Origin of the sequence: Secundilactobacillus angelensis, assembly GCF_012641075.1 — a bacterium.
In the GTDB taxonomy this organism is placed as follows: domain Bacteria; phylum Bacillota; class Bacilli; order Lactobacillales; family Lactobacillaceae; genus Secundilactobacillus; species Secundilactobacillus angelensis.
Window position 1 is genome coordinate 84416 of record NZ_JAAXLJ010000004.1, and the last position, 13345, is coordinate 97760.

At 44.3% G+C, this 13345-nt stretch carries 13 protein-coding genes; 4 read left to right on the forward strand and 9 right to left on the reverse strand.

The window, feature by feature from the left end; genetic code table 11:
- The first annotated feature begins 181 nt into the window (after window positions 1-181).
- The 4 genes from HC026_RS03190 (at window position 182) to HC026_RS03205 (ending at window position 2297) form a co-directional block, all read left to right on the forward strand.
- Window positions 182-799 carry a hypothetical protein gene (locus tag HC026_RS03190; protein ID WP_168924548.1) on the forward strand — a complete coding sequence of 206 codons (618 nt, stop codon included), beginning with the start codon at window positions 182-184 and terminating at the stop codon, window positions 797-799.
- A gap of 173 nt (window positions 800-972) precedes the next feature.
- On the forward strand, window positions 973-1530 hold the full coding sequence (amaP, locus tag HC026_RS03195) for an alkaline shock response membrane anchor protein AmaP (protein ID WP_168924549.1): 558 nt from the start codon (window positions 973-975) through the stop codon (window positions 1528-1530).
- 14 nt (window positions 1531-1544) lie between these two features.
- Window positions 1545-1730 (forward strand): DUF2273 domain-containing protein, encoded by a 186-nt coding sequence (locus HC026_RS03200; protein WP_168924550.1) that lies wholly within the window; start codon window positions 1545-1547, stop codon window positions 1728-1730.
- A gap of 24 nt (window positions 1731-1754) precedes the next feature.
- Window positions 1755-2297, forward strand: a complete 543-nt coding sequence (locus HC026_RS03205; RefSeq protein ID WP_168924551.1) for an Asp23/Gls24 family envelope stress response protein — start codon at window positions 1755-1757, stop codon at window positions 2295-2297.
- Window positions 2298-2680: 383 nt separating this feature from the next.
- On the opposite strand, the gene HC026_RS03210 is transcribed toward HC026_RS03205, so the two are convergent.
- The 9 genes from HC026_RS03210 to HC026_RS03250 all read right to left on the reverse strand — a co-directional run bounded on the left by HC026_RS03210 (window position 2681) and on the right by HC026_RS03250 (window position 13141).
- On the reverse strand, window positions 2681-6640 hold the full coding sequence (locus HC026_RS03210; protein WP_168924552.1) for a mucin-binding protein: 3960 nt from the start codon (window positions 6638-6640) through the stop codon (window positions 2681-2683).
- Between the two features lie 208 nt (window positions 6641-6848).
- The gene (gene larD / locus HC026_RS03215) at window positions 6849-7559 is read right to left on the reverse strand and encodes a D/L-lactic acid transporter LarD (RefSeq protein ID WP_168924553.1); all 711 of its coding nucleotides are present in this window, start codon (window positions 7557-7559) and stop codon (window positions 6849-6851) included.
- Window positions 7560-7682: 123 nt separating this feature from the next.
- Window positions 7683-7919, reverse strand: coding sequence for a hypothetical protein (locus HC026_RS03220; RefSeq protein WP_232843594.1), 237 nt, complete (start codon window positions 7917-7919; stop codon window positions 7683-7685).
- Between the two features lie 346 nt (window positions 7920-8265).
- The gene (locus HC026_RS03225) at window positions 8266-8955 is read right to left on the reverse strand and encodes a 2,3-diphosphoglycerate-dependent phosphoglycerate mutase (protein WP_089108011.1); all 690 of its coding nucleotides are present in this window, start codon (window positions 8953-8955) and stop codon (window positions 8266-8268) included.
- Between the two features lie 138 nt (window positions 8956-9093).
- The gene (gene lepB / locus HC026_RS03230; RefSeq protein ID WP_211089393.1) at window positions 9094-9705 is read right to left on the reverse strand and encodes a signal peptidase I; all 612 of its coding nucleotides are present in this window, start codon (window positions 9703-9705) and stop codon (window positions 9094-9096) included.
- Between the two features lie 36 nt (window positions 9706-9741).
- Window positions 9742-10821 carry an AI-2E family transporter gene (locus tag HC026_RS03235; RefSeq protein ID WP_168924554.1) on the reverse strand — a complete coding sequence of 360 codons (1080 nt, stop codon included), beginning with the start codon at window positions 10819-10821 and terminating at the stop codon, window positions 9742-9744.
- 79 nt (window positions 10822-10900) lie between these two features.
- Window positions 10901-11797 carry a hypothetical protein gene (locus tag HC026_RS03240; protein ID WP_168924555.1) on the reverse strand — a complete coding sequence of 299 codons (897 nt, stop codon included), beginning with the start codon at window positions 11795-11797 and terminating at the stop codon, window positions 10901-10903.
- Window positions 11798-11976: 179 nt separating this feature from the next.
- Window positions 11977-12321: an AzlD domain-containing protein gene (locus tag HC026_RS03245; RefSeq protein WP_168924556.1), complete on the reverse strand. Its 345-nt coding sequence runs from the start codon at window positions 12319-12321 to the stop codon at window positions 11977-11979.
- Between the two features lie 16 nt (window positions 12322-12337).
- Window positions 12338-13141, reverse strand: a complete 804-nt coding sequence (locus tag HC026_RS03250; RefSeq protein ID WP_168924637.1) for an AzlC family ABC transporter permease — start codon at window positions 13139-13141, stop codon at window positions 12338-12340.
- Window positions 13142-13345 lie beyond the last annotated feature (204 nt).

Sequence of the window (13345 nt, forward strand, 5' to 3'; positions counted from 1 at the left end):
ATTAGTTAAAATTCAATCAATACACTTCGCAACTTCCACTCCAACCAAAATCAGACGAATAGCTGTCCTTGTCTCAATTTGTCTTTGAGCGAGCGACTTAGTGGTACAGCCGACTTGATTGTTTTAAAATGACGGCAACTTAAAGCTCATTTCTACCGTCATTTACAAGGAGGTACTCACCATGTTTAACTGGGAAACATTCGAACCTGCAGAATATCAGCGTTCAGCAACACCAACGCTGGTTGAATTAACCACTCGCAGTTACATTACCGCTGAAGGACGGGCACAAACTCACACAACTGATGATACGTTCGTTCTCTTGGCTGAAGCAGTTCATAAGATAGCCGCCATTATCGCCGACAGCCGAAATATTGGGATTGAAGTGACTGGCTTTAAGGAATATCGTCCGTATCCAATTCAAGCGGTTTGGACCGAGGGTGGCACCGACGAGGCCTTTAAGATTTGGCTCAAACAACCGTTGTTCATCCACCAAGAAACCTTTGAAGCGGCAAAGAAATACGCTAATTTAGAGCCAACACTGTCGGACCAAATTCACTTTGAACAATTAGCCGAGGGAACCGAGATTCAAGCAACTGCCCATGGTGAAATCGGTCCAAAGGCCAAGACGTTACGCACACTCAATGCTGCTATCGAGGAAAAGGGTTATCAACGCACTAATCTGGACACTTACCGTGAACTGTATCTTGATGGTCTACCATTTTCCGAAAAAACTGACACCTTATTCCGGTTACAGATTGATCCATCCGTGGGCAATCCGGAAGCTAGTGTGCGAAACTGAGTTTGACTTCAAGTGAATCATTTTCCCAAAACGGACAACACTATATTCTAAAAGTGTTGTCTGTTTTATTATAAAAATATCTTATAGTAATTATAACAAATTAATTAGCGTTCTGCTAGGAAATACTGAGCATCACTTGTTATGATGGAATCATAAAGAAAGGTGGTGATAATTTGCAAACCTTAACTAAAACGGGGCTTGCGATCCTGGTCATTCTCGCAATACCGTTGTCTTTAGGCTTGATGCTTTACAACTGGTCCGTGATTGGTGAACCGTTGAATTTAAGCTTCCTAGAGTCTGGCGCGCTACAAACGGTCAGCCAAAACTACCTCTTCTGGGGTGGCCTTGTCCTCACCGTAATTTTGATTGGTCTCCTCTTCGCCATTATGGCTTGGCCCAAGTCATTTCTGTTATACCGCACACGCCATAATAATGGCCAACTACGGGTAACTCGAAAGGCGATCGATAACTTCACCCTTTCCTCACTACGCCAGGAACCATTCATTAGCGATCCAAAAGTTACCACCAAGCTTTCAAGAAAGCGACTCAAAATCAAAATTCATGGGACACTTCGTTCATCGCCTAACGCTGCCTTGCAATCGAAACAGTTTACCGAAAAATTAGAACGAGATCTCAAGCAGCTGCTGGGCATTGACCACGATCGAAAAATCGATATCCATTTAACGAATTTCAAGCGTAACCGTCAGTCTAATCACCCCCGCGTTGTTTGAAGGAGGCGTTGCTCGTGCCCGAGTTACTCAAGTATTATCGCTGGCCCATCATCGGTGGCGTCACTGGATTGGTGCTAGCACTGCTGTTACTGACGATTGGTTTTTGGAAAACACTGATTTTGTTCATTCTGGTTGGGCTTGGCATCGCCGCTGGGCTTTACCTGTCACAAACCGGTCTGTTAGATGATTATTTCAAGTAGCCCGACGTTAAAGGAGGACTTTAAATGCCAACCACAACACTCAACAAACCCGAATCAATGAACACAAAGCCTGAAATCAAAGGTGAATTAACCTACGAAGACAAGGTATTGCAAAAGATCGTCGGCCTCTGCCTAGAGGATATCAAGGGCTTGCTCAATGTCGATGGTGGTTTCTTCGCTAACGTAGCGGACAAATTAGTCAATACCAACGACGTCACATCTGGCGTTGATGTGGAAGTCGGGAAAAAACAAGTTGCCGTTGATTTGAATATCGTTGCTGAATACGGTATCGATATTCCTAATCTGTACGATCAAATCAAACGGAAGATTGTTGAAAATGTCGACGAATTGACAGGCCTGGACGTGATTGAAGTTAACGTCACCGTCACTGATGTGAAAACACATGCTGAATACGAACGTGACTCTGTTTCTGTACAGGACAAAGTTGGCGAACTTAGCAATAAGACCAAACATGCGGTGGGCAAAGGTGCTCAAAAGACCAAGTCAGCGGTTTCTACTGGCGTTGATAAGGTTACCCCGGATAACGAGCCGTCGCGGGTTCAGTAATCTCATTTACACAGGACAACGCTCTCTGGTGGGTAGCGTTGTCCTGTTTGTTTGTGGATAATCTTACTTTTAGCTTCACTTTCAACATGTTATAATTACCGTATAAAAAGAAGCCCCATTGGTGTGGGACTTCCTTGTAGAACCGTTATTGACGGTGGCATGATGATTAATAAAAACCATTCCGACCTGTCAAAGTCGTTAGGAACGGTTTTTTATTTTAGCCTCTTCTTAAGTTTTCTCACTGCATCAATTAGCTTGATTACAGCATAGACTAGCACGGTAACCGCTAAAATCAATCCCGTAAACTTACCAAATGACCTAAAAATCGTCCAGACTGCATTCCTGCAATCTGGACGATTTTAATTTTGTCTGTTTTTTTTCAATTAACGTTCACGCCGCTTACGTTCAACTCCAAATGCACCAAGGATTGTCGCCATCAACAGGCCTAACAAACCAAGTTGCGATTGCTGTTCATCCGTTTGCGGAAGTGTCTCTGCGGATTTAGAAGTTGCATTCGTGGCTTGACCGGACGCACTAACCGCAGTCAGTCCTGTTTCGCCACTATTATCAACCCTACCATTAGCTTGTTCACCATTAGTAGTTACCTCTTCAGGTGAAGTTGTCTTTTCACCGGTTACCACATTATTATCTGGTTCCCCTGGGACGACTTCTGGTTGTTGCGGTGTCGTTGGATTCTCTGTTGGGGTGGTCGGATTATTTGGATTTGATGGATCAGACGGATTCGTTGGATTTGACGGATCAGTTGGACCCGTTGGATCAGTCGGATTCGATGGTCCCGTTGTCTTATCGTAGAAGACAGTGATGGTGGTGTTTTCGCTGTCACCACTGACCGTTGCCGCATCAACATCCTGACTCGCTGGTCCGTACCCCTGTGCCGAAAGATCCGGCGATTTCACAGCTGTCCAGCCACCATCGGTTAATTGCCAGTCACCCGGCACAACTTCGCCGGTCTCCGGATCGATAACACTGGTCTGCGTCACGACGGCTTGTTGGGTAACGGATGGTGCAATCATTTCATTGGTTGCTCTATCTCGATATTCAATCGTTCGGGTCACAGTATTGCTCTTCACCCAGATACCGGGTCCCGGCTGGCCAGCGCCCAAGCTAATCAGGCCGGCCTTAGTTCCTTCAGTAACGTCCAATCCGTTGGCAGCAACCGAGAAACTCATGTAGGCAACCTGATCTTTCTCAGCTGAAAGTGACATTTTCACTGGTACCTTCAGCTGTGGCGTGTCAGCGGTGGATAAGTAACTGTCCCCGTCATACGAGAGCTTGAACCCGACCACTTGACTGAAATCATTCACAGCCGGGGCATCAACGTAGGTGTCCGGTGCAGATGCCAGTGCGTACTGAACGGTTGCCAAGCCTTGCCAAGCATCTGGCAACACCACTGGTCCAGTCATCGTAACGGCAGTGGTTGTCCCTCGAGGTTGATCCGGATCCATCACAGCAGTATCATCCACAGTTGGCAGTGTCCCGACAATGGTAACATTCGTTAAACCACCATCTGAATTAGGCGTGAAGGAAAGCCCGTATTGCGCGTCCTGACCAATTTCAGTGGTGACCACCGTACCTGTTTGACCAGCATTATTAGTAGCTGTGGCGGTGACGTGAATTTGGTTTGAATCCGTATCTAACAGTAATCGCTGCTGTAATACAAAGACGTTTGCCGTATCAGGATTACCGTCAATATCACTGGTGTCCGGTGCCATTTGAACTGCAGAATTACTGTCCGGATCTAGGTTAGCTGGGGCAACCGTATCCTTTTCAGTCACGGTCGAGTAGATGGCTGGCGTCACCGATTGTAACTTCAATTCAGGCGCGATGTTGACGGCTAAATCAAGTTTATTTTGATCATTCGGTGCTAAGCTGGTAGCTGCCCAATTAATGGTCAGCATGGTCCCATTGTCGACTTGTTCAGCGGTGACGTTGCTGTCCGTACCGGTATAAGTCATGCCCTTTGGCAAGAAGACATAAGATTTCAAACCGCTGAAATCTTGAACGGAGGCTTGGTTATTTTCTACCATGACTTGCAAGGTATTATCACCGGAAGTCGCTAACCCATTCTTTTGATTCAGCAAGTTCAAACTCTCGTTAAGCACTCGTGGCATGTTCTCAGCTGGAGCAACGATTTCTGCCGTTTGTGGGGCCATGTATTGGTTATACAGTGCTCGCTTATCAAGCTCTGAGCCTTCTGGTACCAAGTACCCACGCTCATCATACAGATGAACGTCAGTACCCGTTCGCCAACTTGGCGTAATCACGTTATTTTCATCAATGTGTCCCTGAACGATAGCACCATCTTTGGAGTAGATCACGTCTTCCCAATCGTCACCATCAAACCCGGCAATTTCAACGGTGAAGTCGTTTGATACCTTCCCATAATAGCCGGCTTTGGGCGACATCTTAAAGTACGTGTTAGTTTGTAAGCCTTGTGGATGAACTTTATAAACAAATTGGATTTGTGCCACACCACGATTATTGTCCACGTATTGAGACATATCAACGTCCCCGTTAGTTGTTGTCAGGTCAGTTATAATTGGGGTGGCTTCAAAATTAGTTTCGTCTTGATAACGAACATAAACGTCCGCTACCGGCTGTTCAACCAGTGGAACTTCAATGCCATATGCCGATTGTTCAACAATTCTGACGTACGATTTTGGCGTGGTGACTGCCATTAAATCAACGTTTAAATGAGGATCAACATTATACGTTGCAATGTACTTGGTGATGGAATATTTACCACGTTTGCCAAAATCAGTATCCAGGTAATCAAAATCTTCAGAACCGGTTTGCATTAAGAACGCTAATGTCGCATTGGGGTAAACGGTGGGGTCGATGTTGGCAAAGTGCTCATTTAGATTACCCTCACCATCCGCTGGTCCCCAGTTATACTGAGCCCACGCTGAGCCATCCGTTGGTGTAATCGGCGTCTTGTCATTAGCTGATACTTGAATCGTGCTACTGGCAATTTTAGAGGTCGTATTCTCACCATTGATTGAAACTGCGTTGACCTGGCTCTGCGTTGTGAGTTTCGTCAGTGCTTTTGTATCCTTGTTGATCCGTAGCACAATGTTGAAATAGGCGTTAAATAAATTGTCAGTGGCAGCCAGTTGGTCTTCGAGACTTGGGGCTGTCATGTTAAAGGTGAGCAGCGTTTTGCCGCCGGAAGTTTGAATCACCGGTGTCACCGTCGAGTTGTCTACTCCTACGAAAGTTAATCCATCTGGAATCATGTATTTTAGACTCGTGGTTGAACCGGGTTCGAAATAAGCCTGTCCTAAGGTGCTCTTGGGTGCCGAAATCCCTACCCGATAAACCAGTAGATCTCCAGGTAGTCCGGTTAACATCTTCGTATTGATGGTTGAGTTGCCATTCTCATCCACCAAGATGTTGCCATCTTCATCCTGAGCCAACGTCCCAATCATCCGGTTGGTTACCCCGTATTGTGCTGATGATTTCACAGTGACACTTTTTGCTTCAGTTTTAGCCAATTGAGTGTCACCGTCAAGATACTGCGCTGCCATCGTAATTTTCGTTCCATTGATGATTGCCTGATCCGCAGTTTGGAAGATAAAGTTTTTAGAAACTGACAACCCGTTGATTGGGGTCTTAAACACATAAATTAGCTGGGTGCCATCTTCACTAAGTGTTGGTGCAACGCCGTCAATGGTCAAATCAAGATCATTACTGGTCTTAAAGTTCTGGGGCAAATCAATCACTAGGTGCTGTTCATTGGTGGTTTCATCAATGCCATTAACTTCTAATTTCAAATTAAAGCTGGCTGACTCTCCCGCCTGTATTTCATCGTCTTGAGCAGTTAAATCTAGTTTTGCGCTCAGAGCAACCGCTTTAACGGCAGCTTTTCGTTGAGTTGCCATTTTAACATCTGGTGTCTGATCCGTTGTTGCTGAGGACTGCTGCAGGCTGACCTTGTCCGTCGCGTTCTCATTGATTTGTTGTGTCGAAGCATCGTTATCTGCCGTGGAATCGATAGTCTGGGTATCAGGAGTAGCCTGTTGTTGCTGGGGCGCATCCGTTTGTGAAGATGCAACCTCTTCAGTCGCCGTTTCCTGAGTATTATCCTCACTGACTTGGTCAGAGTTTCCCTCGTTTATACTTGAAGCTTGACTGGTCGTAGTCGCCTTCAAAGCGACTGAACTGTTGCTGGTACTAACCGTATCAGCTGCTTTCGTTGTCTGTGCATCAGTTGTGTCTGCCTGCCCGTCGCTTGCGTTTGCTTGCCTAGTACCTACCAACATAAAACCGCTTAAAACCGCACTGGAAATTAGGATCTGCTTGATAATCTTCGGCTGGTTCATGGAATACTCCCCCTATTGATATATGCTATTCTCAACCGCGACATACATAAAAAACTAATACTTCCAAAATCAAATTTAGTTTACCCTATCCTTCACAAAATCACTACCAATATGACTCATGAAAAATGAGTTCATTTTAATGTTAAAAAAAGAAGCTCAGAGCCCCCATATCGGGGTCTTCGCTTCCTCTTAAGTTTGATATCAGATTTTAAATTCCAAGGTAAAACTTAGCAAACAATGCCGTGGCTACGGCGCCAAAGAATGGTGCGATCCCTGGTACCAGCAAGCCATATTGCCAATCACTTTCAGCCTTGTTCTGGATCGGCAAAATAGCGTGCGCAATCCGTGGACCAAGGTCCCGGGCTTGGTTCATGGCAAAGCCAGTAGGGCCACCAAGACCCATACCAATCGCCCAGACTAGCAGACCAACACCGATTGGAACAACTTCTGGTGAGTTAGCTCGAGAAATCGCTAAGATTGAAGTGAGAAAGATGAACGTGTCGATAAATTCAACAAAGAAATTCCGAGGTAAATTCCGAACTGCCGGTGACGTTGAGAAAATATTCCGAATAGTCACTGGGTCAATCTTGTCGTAAGATTTCTTAAACGAATCTGCATACATCACGTACACGACCACTGCTCCAACAATCCCGCCTGCAATTTGAAAAATAGAAGTTTCGATAAATGTGATAAAGTTCATTTTGCCTAATAAAAACATGCAGAAGGCCATTGCTGGGTTGATGGTGACGTTCCCAAAAATGAATAAAGCAATTGAAATGCCAAATGCCCATGTGGTGATTGCGAATAGGTGACCTGAACCGTGATACTTTGTATCGTGTAAAACTGTGCCAGCGTGGACACCCACTCCGAATAAAATCATTAGTGCTGTGCCCATAAACTCTGCCATTAATTGATGCATCTCTCTTATGCCATCCCATTCTTATAGTTAATTTGTTTGTGACAACCTACTTTTATCAAAAAAATACCCCTGAATTCGTTGACTGGCGAACTTCAGAGGTATTGCTAACTCTGTCGTTAATGATTACGCAACTGGATCTGATTCATTCAAAACGTGCTGAAACGAAACCATGTCTTTACTTGGATTTGCTTTAAACAACCCTTTGATATGAGTGTTTTCATCCGTAACAACCACCAGATACTCATTGGCGTCTTCTTTTGAACGCGTAAAGGTTTCGTATTCGCCTTTGAACCCGTTTTTCCTAAAAAGACCAATTATTTTTAACATTTCTCGTTGACTGACTTCGGTTTCGTTATTCAAATTTCTGTAACTCCCGTTCACTTATTTTCTTTTCCAACATTATCCTGTATTGACGCAATTTAGCGCAGAAAAATGATCACCCACGGGACAGACGAAACGCCCGTTAGTGACCACTTTTAGTGTTTTAAATTTTAGATAACTGAAACGTGTTCCAGCAGGCAGGCAGCTCCACCTAAGCAACTTCCAACATAAATCCAAAACCGGGATTTTTGCATCCTGCCGCATTGCCGAAACGTGTTGCGTAGACCAGACCGCTGCACGTAAGGCACTTGCAACACAAATCCAAAACCAGGATTTATGTCGCAAGTACCTTACGCTTCGCGATCTAAACGGTCTACTCCACACTCTAACCGAGTTTACTCTTACCCAACACCTTTAACTTCTCGTCGAAGTCATAGATAACTGGCTGGCCCGTCTTCATTTCCAAGTTAATGATATCTTCATCTGAGATACCTTCAATGTACTTGCTTAAGGCACGTAATGAGTTACCATGGGCTGCGATGATAACGTTCTTACCATCTAGCAACTTAGGTGCAACTTCATCTTCCCAGAAAGGCATAACCCGTTCCAAGGTAACCTTCAAGTTTTCGCCACCAGGTACGATGTTAGGGTCCAAGTTAGCATAACGACGATCGTTAGCTGCTGATCCTTCATCATCAGCACTCAGCAATGGAGGCAAAACATCGTATGAACGACGCCAGATGTGGACTTGTTCGTCACCGAACTTCTTAGCTGCTTCCGCCTTGTTTTGGCCTTGCAAAGCACCGTAATGACGTTCGTTTAAACGCCAAGTCTTGGTTTCTGGAATCCAGAGTTGGTCTGAGTATTCCAAAGCGTAGTGCAACGTCTTGATCGCACGAGTCAATACAGAAGTGTAAGCATAGTCGAATTCAATGCCTGCTTCCTTGATCAACTTACCAGCGTTGATAGCTTGCTTAACACCTTCATCACTAAGGTCAACGTCAACCCAACCAGTAAATTGGTTAGATAAGTTCCATTCACTTTGACCATGACGAATCAATACTAATTTAGCCATTAGTTAAATACCTCTTTCTTCTTTTAATTACCCAAACTATTTTACACCAAATCAACGGTAATTACAGTATCATTTCACGTTTCACAACAGGAAAGCGGGTTCATTCCTTAAATAGAGTGAACCCGCTGTTAAAGTTTATTAATTTTGATAATTGTTGATCAGTTTATGATTCGATTTCCAGAAACCAACCTTGGCGACCCCGACGATTTTACTCTTTGGTACGAAGCCATACATCCGACCGTCCTCAGAAACGCTCCGGTGGTCTCCCAGCACAAAGTAACAGTTCTTTGGTACTTTGTTAATCCGATTGTTACCAATTGCTAGGCTCCACTTGTTGCTCCAATCGTTTTGACGGGCAGCTGAAACTAAGTTAAACCCGTTTTTATAACCGGCAAGCGTTCCAGCCTGCTGCTGATACTTAGAAATGTAGTTTTGGGATTGATATTTGCCGTTAACGTACAGCTTACCAGTCTTACTGTAACGAATTGAATCGCCCGGCATACCAATAACTCGCTTCACGTAATTTTCCTTTGGCGCTGCGTTTGGATCAACTCCAGAAGCATCAAAAACGATTACTGAATTACGTTTAACTGTGGCTGTTTTAACTGCCACGATGTGCTGTCCATTTTTTAAATTAGGTTCCATTGACGCACCAGAAACGTTCACCGGTACTAACCAGAGGAAACGAATTCCGGCGGCCAACAAGAGCCCAACAATAACAGGTGCTATCCATGAGAGTGTCTTCTTCAAAATAAAACCTCCAGTTTGTTAATCAATCATGACGCCTTAGTCATCCGATTTCCGGCGCTGACGTCGTTCTTTAATTCTCTTTTTTAATTCCTCAGGGGCAATGTACAACCCATGCGCTTTTTTCACGCCCATGATGTCCAAGAAGAAGGTGAAGATTGGCACGCTGACGATTAATCCCCAGATGCCCCACATCGCTTCACCAGCCAATAATACCACGAATGTATAGAAGATTGGCAGCTCAGTTTTACTGGACATCAACTTTGGATTTAAGACGTAAGCTTCTAGTGCATGCACCACGAGTAATAAAATCAGAATTGTTGCGACATCCTTAACACCACCGACCGCATAGCCAAGGACACTTAACGGAATGGCTGAAATGATGACACCGGCAACGGGTACCAGACTTAATATGAAGATCATGATACCCACCGCCAGCAATTGTGGGATGTGCAAGAATGCCAACCCAATCGTGGTCACAGCCGTGTTGAACAGCGCGATTAAGAACTGAGCTTCCAGCACAACCCCGAAGGTATCCGCAAATTTATGCCCGAAGTAGGAAATATCCTGGAAGAACCAGCCGTAATCACTGCTTAAGAACAGCTTGGAGAAAGCATTCATCGGTTTTAACTCAATGGTATAAAAGAAACTCAAAATCATTGAGATCACTATCGTAACACCAAATGAACCGATGCTTGTAATGTAATCAACAACGACCTTTAGACTACCTCTCACTTGTGGTAACAGGTTAGATTTTCCCAGCCAATCTGAAACTAATTTAACGGTTTGGTTGGTATCGTTAGCCGAGTTTTGATAAAAGGTATAAATCGACTGGACCCCAGCAACCACCTGCGCCGTAATTTTGGGGATGTAAATGGTAATACCAAAATACAAGCCAATGATCAGCAACGCGAAAACCACCAGGACAATAATCTGATAAGGGATACGTACGTGACGCTGAATGCCTCTGATTAACCTAATGATTAAAAAAGTAAAAATAAACGTCAGCAAAATCTTACTCATTTCAGATCTCACGAGCCACAAAATGCTGATCAAAAGCCCTAAAACGACCCAGCGTCTTAAAACAACATTGTGAACAAACCGCTGATATAAACTCATAGTGTCCCTCCCCTCTTACAGATAAATGCAAATAGCCCTTGCTGCCACTCAAAGCCGTGGTCAAACAAGGACCATTGTGTTACTTATAAGTCTTTTGTGCGTATGATTTGAACGAAACGCCAGCCTTATTAGCAGCAATCAGTGCATTTCTGATATCTTGATCTGAGAAACTGCCTGGTGCTACCCCAATTGAGGATAGGGTTTTCCGAGCGCTGGCAATCTGACTAGCAGTAATGGTCTTGCCGTTAATCTCAGTTTGGGATTTCGATACGGCAAACTCATTAGAGCCCTTGTAGTTCTTAACAGCTTGTTTCTCAGCGTCAGTCAGACCGGTCGTGCTGCTTGAACTGTCGGCTGAACTATCAGTGGTTGCAGAGCTGTCGTTGCTTGAACTAGGCGTCCCGTCGCCACCGTTTTTGATTGCTTTATTATTAGCACTGCGTAATTCGACTGCTTTGTTATAGATATTGGTATAGTAAGGCTGCGTCGCCTCAGCATCCTTGAAGATTCGATCCAAAGTTGAGTTAGAGGCTGCGTACGATTGTGCTTGATTCTGGGTCAATGCTTGATCATAAACACTCTGGAAAGTCTCCGCTTTAAGTTGAACGGTCTTCAGTAATGTCAAAGCCGTTTTTGCACGGTTACGCAAAGTTGTGATCCCCGGTTTAGCGTTCTTCACCTTTGTATAATCCGACTTAGCGGTAGTAAATTCTTGATCAGACATTGCTGATTCTGCCGAGACAAAGTTCTGAGTCTGCGTCAGATAATTCTGCGCTTGCTGATCATTAGTCCGGTGGCGCAATGCTTCTTGGAAAGATGATTCGGCAACCGAATAATTCTCCTTGGTGACGGCCTTTTTACCAGTAGTCATCGCCGCCGTATAGGCTTTTTGTGTAATATGATGACTGGTAAATGTCACACCGCCAACAACAGCTATGACGACAACGGCCACAATGGCCCAGATCCACTTTTTCAATGTAATTCCTCCTGCTTTCGATATCTTATTTACCATTATAACATGTTGCCATTTCTGACGGCAGTAGTGATTGATAAGATTATCTAATTCTCAATTTGTGGTCCGAAATTAAAAAGCAGCTCAATCTTCAAAATGAGATTGAGCCGCCAGACTATTAAAATATTTAAATTTAACTTTACTCACAACACCACGGCCAGCAAGAACACACTAACTAGCCCAACCACCACAGACAACGCCATCGATCGCGTGAAATAAGCGATTAAACCAACGATGACTGAAGCAATGATTTCTGGCACGTGATGGATAATGTCAAATTGATACGTCGGACTGACAAAGACGTCCTTAACCACCAGCGCCGTGAAAAGCGAAACTGGGATGTACTTCATCCATTCGTTAAACCATTCCGGAATCTTACGCTGTGTAAAAATTTTAATTGGCAAGTATCGTGGCGCAAAAGCCACGAAGAAGCCCAAGATAATTAATAAGAGATGTTGCGCTGTATTCCAGTGATTTACTGCTGTCATATCTGTCCCCACTTAATTAATTCTCGTCCGACTCTTCTTCAACTGCAGCTTCCTTACTACCAGGACTGCTGACTTTGTACAGAAAGTGGCTGCCTGGTTTCTTGCTACGGAGATAATGCTCCAAAGCGAAGCCGATAAATGATGAAATCAAGGTTGAAATAACCAATCCTAACGTACTCTTAGTCAGTACGAGGAAGAACACCGCTAACGCCGCTGCAATCAAACCGACAAAGATGGTCAGTCGGTTTTTAACTTGCATGATGATCATGTAAAGGAATAGCGCCGTTAACGCGAAGTGAACAACCGTTAAGTCAATCTTTAAGGCACTGCCAACTAAACTACCGATGATATTGCTGACTGTCCAAAACAACAGTGAGTAATGCTCAACCATCAGCGCTTCTCTCGGCGTCCACTTTTTATCAGTGGCAAACTTCAGATAGTTCACAGCGTAGTTTTCATCGTTCATCGAAACAGCAAAAATAAACTTAAAGCGTTCGGATGTCCCAATCAAGTACTTGGATAAACTTGAACCAAGTAATGCATAACGCAATTCCAGGAAGAATAACATCAGCACGATAGACAGTAATGGGGCATTAATTGTCAGCATAGACGCAATCATAAATTGCGCACCACCTGAAAAAATAAAAATTGACACAAGCCCGGTTAGAATCGTGTTGAACCCCGCAGCGTGCAATAACACACCACAGGCCAATCCGATTGGAATATAACTTAAGTTCAATGGCATGGCAACACTTAAGGTTGAACGCCATTTGGGCTCATTAGGGTTTGGCACTTGTTTTGTCAAGAATGATGCCTCCATAAAAGGTAGGGTGACACCGCGAAAAACCAACAATCGTCCTCCGAAATGCCACTTCCTGTCTGCTGGAACACGTTAAGTTAGGGAAAGTAATCCTGATGGTAATCTCTCCCTTATCAAAACTGTGCATCCGCTCCATAGATCGACAATTACACAATACAACGTCATTTTACCATGTTTCAATCTGTTTTCCTACGGTGTTTTCAC

Excerpts from the sequence above, each read along its gene's own strand:
- HC026_RS03190 (WP_168924548.1), top strand. The coding sequence starts at position 182 with ATGTTTAACTGGGAAACATTCGAACCTGCAGAATATCAGCGTTCAGCA.
- HC026_RS03205 (WP_168924551.1), top strand. The coding sequence starts at position 1,755 with ATGCCAACCACAACACTCAACAAACCCGAATCAATGAACACAAAGCCT.
- HC026_RS03210 (WP_168924552.1), bottom strand. The coding sequence starts at position 6,640 with ATGAACCAGCCGAAGATTATCAAGCAGATCCTAATTTCCAGTGCGGTT.
- larD (WP_168924553.1), bottom strand. The coding sequence starts at position 7,559 with ATGCATCAATTAATGGCAGAGTTTATGGGCACAGCACTAATGATTTTA.
- HC026_RS03225 (WP_089108011.1), bottom strand. The coding sequence starts at position 8,955 with ATGGCTAAATTAGTATTGATTCGTCATGGTCAAAGTGAATGGAACTTA.
- HC026_RS03235 (WP_168924554.1), bottom strand. The coding sequence starts at position 10,821 with ATGAGTTTATATCAGCGGTTTGTTCACAATGTTGTTTTAAGACGCTGG.
- HC026_RS03245 (WP_168924556.1), bottom strand. The coding sequence starts at position 12,321 with ATGACAGCAGTAAATCACTGGAATACAGCGCAACATCTCTTATTAATT.
- HC026_RS03250 (WP_168924637.1), bottom strand. The coding sequence starts at position 13,141 with ATGGAGGCATCATTCTTGACAAAACAAGTGCCAAACCCTAATGAGCCC.